This is a genomic window from Pedobacter sp. 10L46_2, assembly GCF_056395165.1.
Genome location: NZ_JBFTIZ010000095.1, coordinates 1 through 17,095 on the forward strand (window position 1 = coordinate 1; position 17,095 = coordinate 17,095).

Here is a 17,095-nt window from a genome sequence, read left to right on the forward strand (position 1 = left end):
GTCTAAAACAATTAATAATACTGTAAAAGGTATTAATGGCGACTTTTATATTGCTTCTTTTTCGTCAAGAACAATTGTATATAAAGGTCAGCTAACTTCACTGCAAGTTAGAAGCTATTTTACTGAGCTTAGCGATAAACGTGTGGTTTCAGCTTTTGGTTTAGTTCACTCGCGTTTTGCTACAAACACTTTCCCTTCCTGGAGGCTGGCACAACCTTTCAGGTATATCGCTCATAATGGAGAGATCAATACTTTGCAGGGTAATCTGAACTGGTTCAGAGCAAGTGTTAAATCTTTTGCTTCTTCTTACTTTACTCCTGAAGAATTAAATATTTTACTTCCTGTAATTGATGAGTCTAACTCAGATTCTGGATGTTTAGACAATATAGTAGAATTACTACTTCACTCTGGTCGTTCTTTACCACACGTTCTTATGATGTTAATTCCTGAAGCGTGGGATGGTAATGACGATATGGATGAACTGAAACAAGCTTTTTATAAATTCCATGCTACTTTAATGGAGCCTTGGGATGGACCAGCGGCAGTTTCATTTACCGATGGAAACCTTATAGGTGCTACATTAGATAGAAACGGACTTCGTCCGCAAAGATATGCCATCACTGAGGATGACCGTGTAATTATGGCATCTGAGGCTGGCGCACTAGCTCTTGACCAAAGCAAAATCATTGAGAAAGGAAGATTAACTCCTGGAAAAATGTTTGTGGTAGATATGGAGCAAGGCAGAATGGATCAATAAATACCAAATCAGACTGGAAGAACTTCCTGATCCAAGATTAGTATTTAGCAATCTGTCTCAGGAGTCTATTTTTAGATACCAACAGGTTTTTGGCTATAGCAGAGAAGATATTGATCTAATCTTAAAACCAATGGCTCAGGACGGCAAAGAACCAATTGGTTCAATGGGTACTGATATTCCTTTGGCTATCCTTTCTCAAAAACCACAACACTTAGCCTCATACTTTAAGCAGTTATTTGCCCAGGTTACTAACCCACCAATTGACCCTATCAGGGAAAAAGTGGTAATGAGTTTAGCCGGTTTTATGGGTAATAACGGTAATATATTGGAAGAAAATGCAATGCAATGTCATTGTGTAGGCATTAAACATCCTATATTAACCAACCTTGAACTTGAGAAATTAAGAAGTATAGATACCGGAGTATTCCAATCCAAAACACTACAAACTTATTTCAGAGCAGATGGCAACCCGGGTGCATTAGCTAAAGGTATCGAAAGGCTTTGCCGCTATGCTGTTGATGCTGTTGAAGATGGTTTCCAGGTAATTATCCTTTCTGACAGGGCTCTTGATTCTGAGCATGCTGCCATTCCTTCGTTATTAGCTGTTTCAGCCGTTCACCATCACTTAATCCGTAAAGGATATAGAGGTGCTGTGGGTATTGTGGTTGAGGCTGGTGATGTTTGGGAAGTTCATCATTTTGCAACTTTAATTGGTTTTGGTGCAACTGCAGTAAATCCTTACCTGGCTTTAGAAACTATTGCTGGTTTTGAAACTGAACTTCAAGAGAAAAAAGAAAAATTATTCCAAAATTATATCTACGCGGTTAACAATGGTTTGTTAAAGATATTCTCTAAAATGGGTATATCTACATTACAATCGTACCATGGTGCTCAGATATTCGAAATTCTTGGATTACATAAAAGTGTAGTAGACAACTACTTTACCGGAGCTGTTTCAAGAATCGGTGGATTAGGCTTAGACGAAATAGCTAAAGAAACGTTGATTAAACACAACAGGATCTTTAAACTAGCTAACCGTCCGGATGCTATTTTACCTACTGGTGGTAACTATAAATGGAAACGTAAAGGTGAACAGCATTTGTTCAACCCTCAAACCATCCACTTGTTGCAAAACGCTACAAGGAAAAATGATTACAGCACTTATAAGCAATACTCTAAACTGGTAAACGAGCAAACAAACCAGGCTTATACAATAAGAGGTTTATTTGAATTCAGTTACAATCGCCCGGCTATTTCTTTAGAGGAGGTTGAACCAGTTGAAAATATCTTTAAAAGATTTGCTACCGGAGCAATGTCGTTCGGTTCCATCTCTCACGAAGCACACTCTACATTAGCTATTGCAATGAACCGTATTGGTGGAAAAAGCAATACCGGTGAGGGTGGTGAAGATGAGTTGAGATATGAAGTGCTTGAAAATGGTGACTCAATGCGCTCTGCAATTAAGCAAATCGCTTCTGCACGTTTTGGTGTAACTAGTTACTACCTTACCAATGCAGATGAGTTACAAATTAAAATGGCACAGGGTGCAAAACCTGGTGAAGGTGGTCAGTTACCTGGACACAAAGTAGATGATTGGATTGCAAAAGTTCGTCACGCTACTCCGGGAGTAGGGTTGATCTCTCCTCCGCCACACCACGATATTTATTCTATCGAGGATTTGGCACAGTTAATATTCGATTTAAAAAATGCTAACAGAGAAGCACGAATCAACGTAAAACTGGTTTCTAAAGCTGGTGTTGGTACTATTGCTGCAGGAGTAGCTAAAGCACATGCTGATGTAATTCTGGTATCAGGATTTGATGGTGGTACAGGTGCATCTCCGTTAACTTCAATACAACATGCTGGTTTACCTTGGGAACTTGGATTAGCTGAAGCGCACCAAACGCTTGTTAAAAACCGCTTGCGTAGCAGGGTTGTGTTACAAACAGACGGACAGCTAAAAACAGGTAGAGATATTGCAATTGCAACTTTACTTGGAGCCGAAGAATGGGGTGTTGCAACTGCAGCTCTTGTAACCGCAGGATGTATTATGATGCGTAAATGCCATTTAAATACTTGCCCTGTTGGTGTTGCTACTCAAGATCCTAACTTAAGAAAACTATTTACAGGTGAAGCGGATCACGTAGTTAACCTATTCTATTTCTTGGCTCAGGAGTTAAGAGAAACAATGGCTGAACTTGGTTTCAGAAGCGTTGAAGAAATGGTTGGTCAATCTGACGCATTAAAAGTACGTGCAATAGCTCAGGAAGACTGGAAACAAAAAGACCTTGACCTTTCTGCAATTTTATATAAAGCACCAGATAATGGATTAAGCTTATTTAAAACAGAAGATCAGGATCACGGATTATCAGAAATTCTGGATCACGAATTAATCAAAGCTGCACAGCCTGCATTATTTAACAAAGAGCCTATATATAAGGAGTTCGAAGTTAAAAATACCAACCGTGCAATTGGCACCATGCTTTCAAACGAAGTTTCGAAAATATACAAATCACAAGGTTTACCTGCTGATACCATCAATTTCAAATTCAAAGGTTCTGCTGGTCAGAGTTTCGGAGCATTTGCTACTAGAGGTATCTCATTACATCTTGAAGGCGAGGCCAATGATTATGTAGGTAAAGGACTTTCGGGAGCAAGATTATCGATTTTCCCTTTCAGTACTACTAAATATGTACCTGAGCAAAACATCATTATCGGCAACGTGGCTCTTTATGGTGCAACTTCTGGTGAGCTGTTTGTAAGAGGGCAGGCGGGTGAAAGATTCGCGGTACGTAACTCTGGTGCAACTGCTGTTGTAGAAGGACTTGGAGATCACGGTTGTGAATACATGACTGGCGGCGAGGTATTGGTTATTGGCGATACAGGTAGCAACTTTGCGGCTGGTATGAGCGGTGGTATTGCATGGATCTATAATGTTAAAGGTGATTTTGCAAACAAATGCAATAAAGAGATGGTAGATCTGGATCCTCTTGATGAACAGGATGAACTACGTATCACTCATTTATTAAAGAAACATCTTCAGCTTACAGAAAGTAGTGTAGCTAAATTCTTGCTAGACGACTGGGCAACACAATCTGCACATTTCATCAAAGTATTCCCTAAAGAATACAAAGCAGTATTAATGAACAAAAGTAACAAACTGAAAATATCTTAAATAATGGGAAAAGTAACTGGATTTTTAGAATACGAAAGAACTGCTCCTTTAAAAGAAGATGCAAAAGAGCGTTTAAAACATTATAATGAATTCGTAAAGAATTTTGAACTGGAGGAAGTTAACAAAGAAGCAGCCAGATGCATGGATTGCGGTGTTCCTTTCTGTCAGTCGGGTTGTCCTTTAGGCAACGTGATTCCTGAATTCAATGAAGCTGTATATAAAGGCGACTGGCATCTGGCCAGCACTATCTTACTGAGCACAAACAACTTCCCTGAATTTACAGGAAGGATTTGCCCGGCACCATGCGAATCAGCATGTGTACTTGGAATTAACAAATCACCCGTATCAATTGAGGAAATAGAGAAACACATTATTGAAATTGCCTTTGATAAAGGTTATATTAAAGCAGAGCAACCGCTAATCCGCACTGGTAAAAAAGTAGCTGTTATCGGTTCAGGACCTGCAGGTTTAGCTGCTGCTGCTCAATTAAACAAAGCCGGACATGAGGTAGTTGTTTACGAACGTGACGACACACCAGGTGGTTTGCTTAACTATGGTATCCCAGATTTTAAATTACAAAAAGATGTTGTAACAAGACGCATCGCTTTAATGGAAAAAGAAGGTATCGTATTTAAATGTAACTCAAACGTAGGTGTAAATGTTGAATTGAATACCTTACTTAGAGATTTTCAATCAATTATTCTTGCTGGTGGATCAACCATTCCAAGAGATCTTCCTGCAAAAGGAAGAGAGGCGAAAGGTGTCCACTTTGCAATGGATTTCTTAAAACAACAAAACAAACGAGTTAAAAACTTCGCAGTTGATGGTGAAGCTATATTAGCAACCGGTAAAGATGTAATTGTAATTGGTGGTGGTGATACAGGATCTGATTGTATTGGTACTTCTAACCGTCAGGGTGCAAAATCGGTAACTCAATTTGAAATTATGCCGATGCCTTCGCAACAACGTACCAGCAACATGCCTTGGCCAACTTACCCAATGTTGTTAAAAGTAACTTCTTCTCATGAAGAGGGATGCGAAAGAGGATGGGGAGTAAATACCAAAGAGTTCATCAAAGACGAAAACGGAAATCTGAAAGCTGTAAAAGTTGTTGATGTAGAATGGGAAATTGACGCTAATGGTCGCCCGGTAAACTTCAAAGAAAAAGCAGGAACAGAACGTGATCTTCCTTGTCAGCTTGTTCTTTTAGCTATGGGTTTTTTACATCCTCAAAAGGAAGGATTAATTGAAAATCTTGGTGTTGAGCTTGACAACAGAGGAAACGTAAAAGCTGAAGAAGGTAAATACCAAACCAATATTGCTAAGATCTTTGCTGCCGGTGATATGCGCCGTGGACAATCATTAGTAGTTTGGGCAATATCTGAAGGAAGAGAAGCGGCCAGAAAAGTAGATCAATACTTAATGGGACACAGTAGTTTGCCATCAAAAGATGGTATTCCATACGCTTAAGTAGAGGTATAAATATTATAACAAACAAAAGGCTCCGGTAAATATACCGGAGCCTTTTGTTTGTTGCTGCGTTTCTAATTTTAAAACTTAACACGCATTCCTATTCCCAGCTGAAAAATATCCGTTACAGTTAGTGCAGATGTATTTTGAAGATAATTGATCAGATAAAAATCATTCGTATTTGCCTCTATATAAAGACCAATTGCTCTGATACCCGTATTTTTCAAAAGTTTTTTTGCATCCAGCTCAATTTCGCTACTGAAAGCAAGATGCGGACGCAAAGCTTCTGACCAGTAATAATAATCATGAGCATATTGTCCGCTTGGAAATTTAAATGACAGCTCCTTATGAAAAGTATAAGTAGCAAATATTGCAGGATTAAAAGGATAAATTTTCCCCCATTCTTTCAATTTAATAGCCCATGGTTTATAGCCAAATTTAGCAGTTGCTATATTCAAAACCCCACCTTTACTACCCGGTACAAATCCATAAAGTAAATCTAAATTACCTTTTTTGTTACCAAACAGTTCATAACCAACACCTCCACTAAAATAACCTATACTTCCGGCATACTGTACAATTGCCTGATCAGGAATTAAGAATTTAAAACTTTGTGCAGATACTTTAGCACTACTTGCAACCAACAGCAAAAAAACGAAACGGAACTTAAAAATATACTCTCTCAAAACTTATCTTATTATTTACAATTTGTACAACTAAAAATTCCTTATTTGCCATCGCGCTTGTGATCACGTAGGGAATACCCGAATCATCCGGATAAAAGAGATTATAATTATGAGTATGTGCGTTAAGTGATGCCAGGAAGCCTGGAGTTTGAGCAAGTGTGGTTGTATAATCCTTGATTAATTTGCTGTCAAAATCTTCTGAATTAACCGGCACATGAGAAATACCTACAAAACCTTTAATCCCGGGCGATGGTTTCAATTCATTTTTTAACCAGGGAATATTGGGCACCTGACCATTGAAATTATACTCCCGGCTATTGCTATCGTGGCAAACGAATTTTACACCTCCGTATATAAAAGAATAATTAAGTTCGCCAAACATATGCTGAAATGTTTCCTTACCACGGGCTGTTTCGTCGTGATTTCCTATAACAGCTACATAGGGAGCATGAAGATCTTCAAGAGTTCTTGAAATCCAAAGCATTTCCTTTAAAACACCAAATTCAGTAATATCACCAGCCAGAACTACAAAGTCAATCCCCTTAATAGCATTCACGGCTTTACAAAACTTTACCGTTTCGTCTCGTGATTTCTGGCTATCGCCAGTTAAAACGAAAGTTACGGTATCATCATCCGCACCATTACCCAATCTTTTCAGATTGGTGGCGTTTACATCCTTTAACGAAATTTTATCAAAAGTTTGATTTGGACTAAACTCAAAATGGTTACAACTTGCTAAAGCAGCACAGAGTAGAAATAGTAAAAATATTCGCATACCACAAATTAAAGGGATATACAAATTTTGAATGTCAGGACTATTTCATAGTTGGATTCTTTTTACCAACCAGTAACATTTCAATAGTTTTTTGCAATCTGCCTATCCTTGTTTGTTCTTGTTTGGCCGTAAGAATCCACAATACATATTCTTTTTTATGAGAATAGGCGAGGGTCTCGAAAAAAGACTGTGCTTGCGGATGCTGCAAAAATAACTTTGCCAAATCTGATGGCACCGTTACTTTTTTATTTTCAACATCTATAAACTCAGAAAATTCATTTTTTTTAATTTCATTATTTCCAACACCAGATGCTTTTACCTGATCAATTGGTTTAATTCTAATACCTGTCCAGGTGTCGTCAATTGCTGCAGAAGCACACGGAGTAAGTTTATAAAGTTCCAGTTCATTCCATTTCTCCATCTTCAGATCGGTAACTATTCCGGAGGTCTTTTTTGGATAAGCAATCCAAACTGTTTTTTTGTCATCTATTTTTGGTGCCCAGATTTTGAGTTCCCTGTTTAATTCTGAGCTATCCTTTACAAAAAGGAGTAGACCATTAAAATCGTCAGCAGAATTGTTCACTAATGATATACTGCTAACATCACCTAAAATAGCAGTACCATTTTTGGGCGCATTTGCCAATAACACCTTAAAACCAGGTTTGAAGTATATTTTCTTTAATAACCCGTTCTCCATAATATTGAAGTAGAAATATTTTACAGTCTTAATTTAGCAAAGAAATCCCAAAGCACAATACCTGCAGATATTACGATATTAAAAGAATGCTTTGTGCCAAACTGTGGAATTTCGATGCATTCATCAATCTGGGCCATCACTTCATCACTAACCCCATTAACTTCGTTACCAAAAATCAAAGCATATTTTTCAGAAGACTTCGGTTTATATGTATTTAGCATGATGCTGCCTGCAGCTTGTTCTATGCCAATAACCCGATACCCATCGGCTTTTAGAGATGCTACAGCATCAAGAGTTGTTTCAAAATGAACCCATTCTACAGATTGGGTGGCACCAAGAGCTGTTTTTTCAATTTCTCTGTGCGGAGGCTGAGCCGTAATTCCACACAGATATAATTTTTCGATAGCAAAACCATCTGCCGTTCTAAAAACAGAGCCAATATTGTGCATACTTCGCACATTATCAAGTACTACAATAACAGGTAGCTTCTCTTGTTCTTTAAATTCATCAACACCAACGCGGTTTAGCTCATCTAACTTTAGCTTTTTCATTAAATAGCAGATGCACCGTTACCAATTTCACTAATATAAATTGCAGCAGGGTATCCAACGCGATCTACATAATAGTCTGTAAGCTGTTTGGCAAAATCTTCTTCCTGTCCTTTTTTAAGCAAGGCAATAGCGCATCCCCCAAAACCTGCACCTGTCATACGGGCACCAATAACGTGCTCATAATCAGAGCAGAAATCTACTACAGTATCAAGCTCCACTCCAGTTACTTCATACAGATCTTTTAATGATTGATGAGAAGCATACATCAAACGTCCAAACTCCACTAAGTTACCTTCATTCAATGCTTTAGCTGCTAAATTAACCCTATCATTTTCTTTAATAACATGAGTCGCTCTCTTCAAAACAGTTTCGTCAGTAATTAGATGACTATGTAAAGCGAATTTTTCCGCTGTTAGTTCACATAAATTATTAAGCTTAATTTCTTGATTTAATTGAGCTAATGCTGTCTGGCATTCAGATACTCTTTCGTTATATTTAGATTCAGCCAGCTTACGAGGTTTGTTTGTATTGATGATAGCAAGTGAATAATCTCCAAGATTACAATCTACTATCTTATATTTCAAGGTATCGCAGTTTAATACTATGGCTTTATCAGTTTCACCAAAGGCAACGGCAAATTGATCCATAATACCACAGTTCACACCTATAAATTCATTCTCAACTTTCTGAGCTAACAATGGTAGTTCAATCTTCTCATAACCTAACTTAAAATAGTCATTTAAAGCATAAGCCATTACTACTTCAATAGAAGCGGAAGAAGATAGACCTGAACCAATTGGAATATTACCAAAAAACAATAGATCCAAGCCTGTCGGAATTTTATGTTTCTTTGAAATTTCATTAAAAACACCCAGGGGATAGTTGAACCACTCAGAACCAGTTTTAGTATAAGATGGTTTCAGTTCAATTTGTGCAGTTTCCTCAAAATTTAAGCTTTTAAATCTGATTACGTTGTCGTTGTTTGGAGCAATAATTAACCAGGTTCCTAACGTAACTGCACAAGGCATTACCAAGCCTCCATTGTAATCTATATGTTCGCCAATTAAGTTTACGCGACCTGGAGTAAAATAATGTGCTGTTGGTTGTTGTTCATACTTTTCAAAGAATTTATTGGTTAATTCCGCTTTCATTGTAATATTTTAAATTAATGTTTTAGTTTTAATAAAGTATTTATAGTATTGTTTGACAAACGAGTGGATCCAAAAATACCTGGCCCTAAATATACAACTATGAACCGAATCGAGTAAGTTCAATTCAACATAAAATGCATTTTATTATATATAAATGAAGACTAAACTAGTAAAGACAGGTAAAATTATAGATGGCAAAGAAGTACTTGGTGTAGAATTAACAAATACTAAGGGAACATATGTCAAAATATACAATTATGGGGCTATAATAAGTAAATTTATAGTAACCAATAAAAATGGAGAAAAGCAGGATATCGTATTGGGATTTGATGATTTTGATCAATACTTAAGCGAAGAATATTTAGCAAATTATCCCTATTTAGGTGCTGTTATTGGCAGATATGCCAATCGAATTAAAAATGGCAGATTTACTATTGATGGAGAGGTTTATCAGCTATCGCAAGCAAAAGGAGGAGACTGCCTGCATGGTGGCGATATGGGTTATGACAAGAGGGTATGGGAGGTCTTGTCTACCATTGACCCAAGCGTAACACTTCAATACACAAGTCCGGATGGCGAAGAGAACTTCCCAGGAAACCTTACCATTCAGTTAACTTTTAAGTTAACTGATGAGGACGAGCTGATTCTTGATTTTAAAGCAACAACAGACAAAGCAACAGCTATTAACTTAACCCATCATGGTTATTTTAATCTTTCCCCAACTGGTGGTTCAGTAGGGAAACATCACCACAGAATGCCTGCAAGCAACTATCTTGAACAAGACGACAACTATGTAGTAACAGGAAAACTTATTCCTGTAGAAGGTACTCATCATGATTTTTTGGGTGGTAAGGAATTTGACGCAGACTGGGATCCTGCCGAAGGATACGATCAAACCTACGTACTCGATAAAGAATATGGTGAGCTCACATTAGCTTCTGAAACAACTGAACAAACCGGAGGCTTAAAACTATCTGTTTATACTACTGAACCAATTGCCCATTTATATACAGCTAAATACCTTAATGTGAAGCACGGCAAAGAAGGAAGAAATTACGAACCTTTTGGAGGATTTTGTGTAGAAACGCAACATCATCCAAATGCGATTAATATTCCTGCATTTCCAAGCACTGTATTGAGGCCTGGTGAAACATACACTCAAACCACTATTTACAAGGTAGAGCACAGCTAAGGAATTGCCTAAGAAAATATAAAGGGTAATGAAATATCTTCAATACCCTTTTATTTTTTAGCGATTATATATTGCTTTTTTTCACATGAAGTGCACTTATACCTTTTAAGTGGTACCCAAAACAGTATTGTTTTTACGATTTGTTGTCGTGGAATTCGATAATCTAGTGGTTTAGCGCATCTACGGCAATGATATTTTTCAATTCCAGCTGAACTTTGTTCCATTATTAATTTAATTTAACATTCATTTGGAGCGTGCTTTTAAGATTCCTTATACACTATAAATTTATGGAATATTTTTCCAGGTTATATTAAGCAACTAAGATTCTTAGGTTAATTTATCTATAAACATCCAAATGATGCGCAAACTCGATATAATTACTATAATACCAACTCCTATAAACATCTTTTTAATAGGAAGTTTACCTACTAAACGAGCAGCTAATGGGGCAGCTATTATTCCACCAACAATTAATCCAAGTATAGATTGCCAATGACTAACGCCAAGAATAAAGAAGAATGTAACTGCACTTGCCATGGTTACAAAAAACTCGGTTAAACTAACAGAGCCGATTACATATTTAGGTGTACGGCCTTTAGAAATTAGGGTAGAGGTAACTAATGGCCCCCAGCCACCGCCACCAAACGAATCCAAGAAACCTCCGGCTCCAGCCAGCCAGCCTGCACGTTTTACCTTTTGAGGCTTCTGTTTTTCTTTAAATGCATTAGTTAATATCCTGATCCCAAGTAATAATGTATATATAGAAATTACCGGCCTTATCCATACCGAAAAGGCATCTCCGGCATATCCTAGTAATAATGCACCTGCAATTGCGCCCAGCACACCTGGAATTAACAGGGTTTTAAAAAGTTTTTTATTTACGTTACCAAAACGATAATGACTAAAACCAGATGCTCCACTAGAAAACATTTCGGCAGTATGAATACTCCCAGAAATAACTGCCGGATTTAAGCCACCAGACAACAGCAGGGTAGTAGAAATTACGCCATAGCCCATTCCCAAAGCACCATCAACCATTTGCGCCATAAACCCGACAACAAGCATCCATAAAAACTTATCGTCTAACTGTGCGTATAGTTCTTCGCCAAATGCCAAGGCATCCTGATAAGTAACATTATTATAAATGGCAATGCCGATAAACAAGGCTGCCAATATAAATAGACATATATAAGCTATCCGTTTCCACTTCTTTTCTTGTAATTTATTGCTTACGGCAATTCTAATCTGGTTTTCGCGTATGCTCATTATTGTCTGCTCATATTAAATCTATCGAATTAGTCGACAATATTAGCGCAACTTAATGAATAAACAAAATTTTTATTTTTTTATTTACGCAGATACCCTAGCGAGCAAAATTCTGGTCTTATTTTGAAACCTGATAAACAATAGGATGGAGGCTGTGAGCAATCCGAACGTTAACCCGTACCAAATACCATTAACGCCCATGTTGAGCTTTATACCAAGGAAGTAACCCAACGGAATACCAATTACCCAGTAAGCAATAAAGGTAATGATGGTTGGAACATTCACATCTCCAATACCTCTTAAAACCCCTAAACCTACTACCTGGGTACCATCAAATAATTGAAAAAATCCTGCAATAATAAGTAACTGAGCGGCAATACTGATTACGGCGTTATCTTCTGTATAAAGAAAGGGCAGTAGGTTATTTGCCAGTACAAAAAACAATGCGGTAACAGTCATAAACAAAAGTATTACGTGGTAACTTGCAATGGCTGATTGCCTAAGGTCTTTAAAATTGCTTTTCCCAAAGTTATTGCCTGTTTTAATAGTAGCTGCAGAGGCAATTCCACTCGCCATCATATAGGTAATAGAGGCAAGGTTTATAGCTACCTGATGGGCAGCTTGTTCTACAGCCCCTATGGTTCCGATTAGTATAGCTGCTCCGCTAAAAGCACTAATTTCAAAGGAATACTGCAGTGCAACCGGCGCACCAATTTTAACAATTTTAAATGCTCTTACCTTATCAAAAAAGGTGGCCTTAAATTGCTTAATATAAACCTTAAAAACAGCTGACCGTAAAACATATATAGTCATTACTATAGCCATAACCGTACGATCTATCAAAGTACTTAGGCCTACACCTTTTACGCCCATAGGAGCTATGCCAAACATCCCCTTAACAAAAATGACTCCCAAAATAATATTAATCACGTTACCCCAGATAGACACGAACATTGCTTGTTTTGTAAAGCCCAATCCTTCGGCAAACTGTTTGAAAGTTTGAAATATCATTAACGGGATAATAGAGAAACCAAGCAAACCCAGATACGGTTTTGCATAAGCAACAACTTCGGGCGACTGCCCGATATGATCTATTACCATCAAAGTCCCTAAATGAACAAAGGCATATAGCAATAAAGAGATAGAGAAATTTATAATTAAGCTATTAGAAAGCAGCTTACCACATTCATCGTAATTTTTACGGCCATTCTCTTGAGCTATCAGAGGTGTTAATCCATAAGCTATCCCCATACCTAAAACCAGGATCAGCATAAACAGACTATTCACTAATGATACAGCAGCAAGCTGAATTGTTCCAGCAAAATGACCAACGATAACACTGTCTGCCAGGTGTGCAAGGGTATGGCCCAGCTGAGAAACAACAATAGGCATTGCCAATCGTAAATTATCAGAATAATAAGGTTTGTACTTAGTGTATAAGGTATTCAACATTTTAGCAAAAGTCGGTTATTTTGTTGTGATTTATGAAAACATAGCCACCTTTTATACAGTAGTAAAGAATTCTTCCTTATCTGACGTGTGAGGTTTTATAACGCCACTTAGAATTAAGCTTACCAATATCTTTTGAGCTTGCCGATAGGAGCTGCGTGTAAGCTTACTAAACTGCTTAAGCGTTATCCTCCCTTCAAGATTAAGATGCTCAAATAATTTCTTTTCCTGCTCTGTATAAGTAATCAACTGGCCGTTGACTTTACTACTTTTTTTAATCACATCAACGATGATCTTGCTGGCCAAAATGCTTTTATCATTTACCCGATAATAAACCCACCATTTTTTATTTTCATCAAGCGCATAATGAGGTTTAGTATCACTTTCGGCAATTTTCACAACCAATACTAATTTGTCATCAATATATATTTCCTCAAATTCAGGTTCTATTGCAGGTTTACAGAACTGATGGGCAGACTTGGTGATCATATAACGCTTTTTGAAATCCAGTGTAGTTCCTTCGCCCTGCAAAATTAGTTTCCTGATATTCATTTGTATATTTTCTTAAGCGAATGGTAATTTAATAAGCTATTCTTGGTTGTTCGCCCTGATGAAGGTTCCTAACGTAAACTTCGTTTAATACTGTGGCGCATATTTCACCTTCAGCATTGGTTATTTCCATTGGATAGGCTTTTATAAATTTCCCAGAAGTGTTTAAAGTCTCAATAGCCTCATTCAACATATCATCTGTAACTTTTATCGTAAAGTATAAATTGCCCCGACCAGGTTTTAAATACTGTATTGAAGCACTTTTTAACCAAACCCTTACCTTAAATCCTTCTCTTTGGAGCAGCTGATCAAACAGCAATGCATAAAATGGATCAGTTGCAGCATATATAGTACCTCCAAATATAGAGCCGTTATAATTCTTATTAAAAATGCTCTTGTTAATTTTTACATCAACTCCTCTAAATCCTTTATGAAATCTTTTAACCCATATGCGCTGGAACAGCATAGGAGGGTACAAGCACAATCCCCATTTAAGGGTTTTCTCTGATACAACCATGATGCTTAAATATCAGAAAGTTTATTGAACTATGAAATTTTATGTGGCAGGATAAAGTAAATTTTTAGTAAATTAGAGTATGTATATATACGATACCCTTACAGCAGCTGTATCTGACCTTGAGAAGCGAGGTTATGAATACGATTTTACGCTTAACTCTGACTTCTTGGAGTGTAAAGCAATTGACATGAAATTGATGCCTGAGGAGTTTGAGATTGATGAATTTTACAGGTTTGAAGGCATGAACGACCCAGACGATAGTGCCGTGATCTACGCCATATCATCTCCGGTAGGTAATTTAAAAGGGGTATTAATTGATGCTTACGGTGCCTACGCAGAAAATGTTTCTCCTGAATTGCTCGATAAATTAAAAATGCATCAATAAAAATCTGCTTTGTTGTTATTCTCGTTTATATGTTAAATAAAACGAAAATCTAAAACAACAAAACTAAATTTTATGAAAAAGCAATTTTTAAGTTTAAGCGCAGGGGTGGCATTACTGGCTCTTGTTTCTGCTTGTAATTCTTCTAAAACTGCCGATACAATGAACGATAGTTCAATGATGGACACGTCTGTTGTTGACACAACTATAGCTACCGAAAATGGGGTTAAAGTTGGTGGCGCCGTGATGGTTCCGTCTAAAAATATTGTAGAAAATGCTTTAGGATCAAGCGATCATACTACATTGGTTGCAGCTGTTAAAGCAGCCGGACTGGTTGAAACGCTAAGCGGAACAGGCCCATTTACGGTGTTTGCACCTACAAACGAAGCATTTGCTAAATTGCCTGCAGGTGCGGTTGATAATTTATTGAAACCGGAAATGAAAAAAGATCTTACCAATGTACTAACTTATCATGTGGTTTCGGGTAGCTATAAATCTTCTGATTTAAAAAATGGAATGGAGCTTACAACGGTTCAGGGTCAGAAAATCAAGCTAACTGAGAAAAACGGTGAATGGTGGGTTAACGATGCCAAAATCACTATTCCAGATGTAATTTCCAGTAACGGTGTAACTTATGTAATAGACGGTGTTTTGATGCCAAAAAAATAAATAATTGTTAATTTTTTAAAGGCTTTTCTGGTAAAACAGGAAGGCCTTTTTTTGTGTTTTTAACTAACCAGTTTTAAATTATTTAAAACTTTTATGGGTTGACCTTGTTGATTGTCCAGTACTTATATAAAAATAATCCTATGAAAAAGTTAATTTTAAGTCTTGCTTTTGCGGGCTCGGTTATAATAGCCACTTCAGCATGCAACTCAACGAAGAATGTATCAGGTACTTCAGATAGTACCTCAACAGACACAACAATGAAACCCGTGGATACTGCTAAAACAGTTCCGGCTGACACTACTAAATTACCTCCAGATACAACTGTAAAACCTTAGTAATAGAAATCTTAGGTAAATAACGAGCAATAATTCAAACATGTATCGGGGCTAAATTCTTCGATACATGTTTTTTTATCAAAATGTTTTATCATAAATAAAATTTGTTTGTATTTTCAGCAACCAAACAAACTTTGTATGATTAACAGCAAACAGAATAAAAGTGTATTTTTTTTAATCCTGGTGGCCGCCCTAGGCTATTTTGTAGACATATACGACCTTCTTTTATTCCTTATTATCAAAAACAAAAGCTTATCGTCATTAGGAGTTCCGACAGACAAAATTACCGAAACAGGCCTTTATCTGATGAACTGGCAAATGGCGGGGCTACTTATTGGAGGTATATTCTGGGGTATTCTCGGAGATAAAAAAGGAAGGTTGTCTGTACTTTTTGGCTCCATAATCATGTATTCCCTTGCTAATATTGCGAACGGATTTGCGACAAGCATTCCGGTATATGCGGCGTTAAGATTTATTGCAGGAATAGGCTTAGCAGGAGAACTCGGTGCTGGTATTACGCTTGTAAGCGAAAGCATGAGTAAGGAAAAGAGGGGATATGGAACCATGTTGGTGGCGGGAATTGGCCTTATGGGTGCAGTAGCAGCATATATAGTTGGGGATCTTTTTGAATGGAGAACTGCATTTTTTGTGGGCGGAGGCCTGGGTATTGTGTTATTGCTTTTAAGATTTGGTGTTTTTGAATCTGGATTATTCGAAAAAATGTCTAAAAAAGAAGTTACCAAAGGAAACTTCTTCATGCTATTTTATCCCTGGAAGCGCTTCTCTAAATATTTAAGCTGTATCATTATCGCTGTGCCGCTATGGTTTGTAGTAGGGATTCTGGTTGGCATAGCCCCTGAATTTGGAAAAGCATTAAAGGCCGTGGATGTTCTAGACAACGGAAAGGGTGTAATGTTTACCTATATAGGAATTTCACTAGGTGATTTCTTAAGCGGTGCTTTAAGTCAGCTTTTCAAAACACGTAAAAAGATCGTTTTTATCTTTATTACCCTAACATTTTGCACCATGCTGGTATATCTGTTAAACACAGGATGGACAGCAACTGGTTTTTATATATTGTGCGTATTTTTCGGTTTGTTCACAGGATATTGGGTTGTATTCGTAACTATTGCAGCAGAACAATTTGGAACCAACCTGCGTGCCACAGTAACTACAAGTGTTCCAAATATGGTAAGAGGATCGCTAATCCTGGTTACGCTTTTATTTCAGTTTTTAGTGGTAAGAATGGGAATTATCAACGCAGCACTTTGTCTGGCAGTATTAACAGTAGGACTTGCATACATCGGTTTGTATAATTTGGATGAGACTTATAGTCGCGATTTGAACTTTGAAGAGGAGTAGTGTCAAAAAAATGTACTATCTGAAAATTAAAGGAATGATGCCTTTTTATTAAGGTTAACTTTGCGTGTATAGTTTTAAAGAAATGGTGTTTAAAGATAGAGTAGTAGCGGCT

Annotated in this window: 15 protein-coding genes and 1 pseudogene; 7 read left to right on the top strand and 9 right to left on the bottom strand. The window is 37.3% G+C overall.

Annotated elements, in window-relative coordinates; genetic code table 11:
• Nucleotides 1-3,932: pseudogene (gltB, locus tag AC1DDX_RS12330) on the top strand (glutamate synthase large subunit); the annotation flags it as partial.
• Between the two features lie 3 nt (nucleotides 3,933-3,935).
• On the top strand, nucleotides 3,936-5,402 hold the full coding sequence (locus tag AC1DDX_RS12335; protein ID WP_172662952.1) for a glutamate synthase subunit beta: 1,467 nt from the start codon (nucleotides 3,936-3,938) through the stop codon (nucleotides 5,400-5,402).
• An 80-nt stretch (nucleotides 5,403-5,482) separates the two neighbouring features.
• On the opposite strand, the gene AC1DDX_RS12340 is transcribed toward AC1DDX_RS12335, so the two are convergent.
• Genes AC1DDX_RS12340 through AC1DDX_RS12360 form a run of 5 tightly spaced genes read right to left on the bottom strand, consistent with a single transcriptional unit; the run spans nucleotide 5,483 to nucleotide 9,262 of the window.
• Nucleotides 5,483-6,088 carry a hypothetical protein gene (locus tag AC1DDX_RS12340; RefSeq protein WP_246269707.1) on the bottom strand — a complete coding sequence of 202 codons (606 nt, stop codon included), beginning with the start codon at nucleotides 6,086-6,088 and terminating at the stop codon, nucleotides 5,483-5,485.
• Complete coding sequence (locus AC1DDX_RS12345) at nucleotides 6,069-6,863, bottom strand: metallophosphoesterase family protein (protein WP_172662953.1); 795 nt, start codon at nucleotides 6,861-6,863, stop codon at nucleotides 6,069-6,071. Before AC1DDX_RS12345 ends, AC1DDX_RS12340 begins: the two co-directional genes overlap by 20 nt.
• 40 nt (nucleotides 6,864-6,903) lie before the next feature.
• Complete coding sequence (locus tag AC1DDX_RS12350; protein WP_337716256.1) at nucleotides 6,904-7,560, bottom strand: YdeI/OmpD-associated family protein; 657 nt, start codon at nucleotides 7,558-7,560, stop codon at nucleotides 6,904-6,906.
• 20 nt (nucleotides 7,561-7,580) lie between these two features.
• On the bottom strand, nucleotides 7,581-8,111 hold the full coding sequence (locus AC1DDX_RS12355) for an RNA methyltransferase (protein WP_172662955.1): 531 nt from the start codon (nucleotides 8,109-8,111) through the stop codon (nucleotides 7,581-7,583).
• Nucleotides 8,111-9,262 carry a galactokinase gene (locus AC1DDX_RS12360; RefSeq protein ID WP_172662956.1) on the bottom strand — a complete coding sequence of 384 codons (1,152 nt, stop codon included), beginning with the start codon at nucleotides 9,260-9,262 and terminating at the stop codon, nucleotides 8,111-8,113. The genes AC1DDX_RS12355 and AC1DDX_RS12360 overlap by 1 nt, the downstream gene beginning before the upstream one ends.
• A 154-nt stretch (nucleotides 9,263-9,416) precedes the next feature.
• On the opposite strand from AC1DDX_RS12360, the gene AC1DDX_RS12365 reads away from it, so the two are divergent.
• The gene (locus AC1DDX_RS12365) at nucleotides 9,417-10,454 is read left to right on the top strand and encodes an aldose epimerase family protein (RefSeq protein WP_337716258.1); all 1,038 of its coding nucleotides are present in this window, start codon (nucleotides 9,417-9,419) and stop codon (nucleotides 10,452-10,454) included.
• Between the two features lie 327 nt (nucleotides 10,455-10,781).
• Here the strand turns inward: AC1DDX_RS12365 and AC1DDX_RS12370 are convergent, their stop codons facing one another.
• The 4 genes from AC1DDX_RS12370 to AC1DDX_RS12385 form a co-directional block, all read right to left on the bottom strand.
• A complete protein-coding gene (locus AC1DDX_RS12370; RefSeq protein ID WP_172662958.1) occupies nucleotides 10,782-11,720 on the bottom strand; it encodes a sulfite exporter TauE/SafE family protein in 939 nt (312 codons plus the stop codon).
• An 84-nt stretch (nucleotides 11,721-11,804) separates the two neighbouring features.
• Complete coding sequence (locus AC1DDX_RS12375) at nucleotides 11,805-13,172, bottom strand: MATE family efflux transporter (protein ID WP_288879348.1); 1,368 nt, start codon at nucleotides 13,170-13,172, stop codon at nucleotides 11,805-11,807.
• A 51-nt stretch (nucleotides 13,173-13,223) separates the two neighbouring features.
• Nucleotides 13,224-13,721, bottom strand: coding sequence for an AlbA family DNA-binding domain-containing protein (locus AC1DDX_RS12380; RefSeq protein WP_477622098.1), 498 nt, complete (start codon nucleotides 13,719-13,721; stop codon nucleotides 13,224-13,226).
• Nucleotides 13,722-13,749: 28 nt separating this feature from the next.
• Nucleotides 13,750-14,235: a DUF4442 domain-containing protein gene (locus AC1DDX_RS12385; protein ID WP_172662961.1), complete on the bottom strand. Its 486-nt coding sequence runs from the start codon at nucleotides 14,233-14,235 to the stop codon at nucleotides 13,750-13,752.
• 79 nt (nucleotides 14,236-14,314) lie between these two features.
• On the opposite strand from AC1DDX_RS12385, the gene AC1DDX_RS12390 reads away from it, so the two are divergent.
• From AC1DDX_RS12390 to AC1DDX_RS12405, 4 genes are all read left to right on the top strand, one after another.
• Complete coding sequence (locus AC1DDX_RS12390; protein WP_048905364.1) at nucleotides 14,315-14,620, top strand: hypothetical protein; 306 nt, start codon at nucleotides 14,315-14,317, stop codon at nucleotides 14,618-14,620.
• A 72-nt stretch (nucleotides 14,621-14,692) separates the two neighbouring features.
• Nucleotides 14,693-15,286 carry a fasciclin domain-containing protein gene (locus tag AC1DDX_RS12395; protein WP_172662962.1) on the top strand — a complete coding sequence of 198 codons (594 nt, stop codon included), beginning with the start codon at nucleotides 14,693-14,695 and terminating at the stop codon, nucleotides 15,284-15,286.
• Nucleotides 15,287-15,426: 140 nt separating this feature from the next.
• On the top strand, nucleotides 15,427-15,621 hold the full coding sequence (locus tag AC1DDX_RS12400; RefSeq protein ID WP_172662963.1) for a coproporphyrinogen III oxidase: 195 nt from the start codon (nucleotides 15,427-15,429) through the stop codon (nucleotides 15,619-15,621).
• A 138-nt stretch (nucleotides 15,622-15,759) separates the two neighbouring features.
• Entirely contained in the window at nucleotides 15,760-16,983 is a 1,224-nt protein-coding gene (locus AC1DDX_RS12405) for an MFS transporter (RefSeq protein ID WP_337716259.1), read from the top strand.
• Nucleotides 16,984-17,095: the final 112 nt, after the last annotated feature.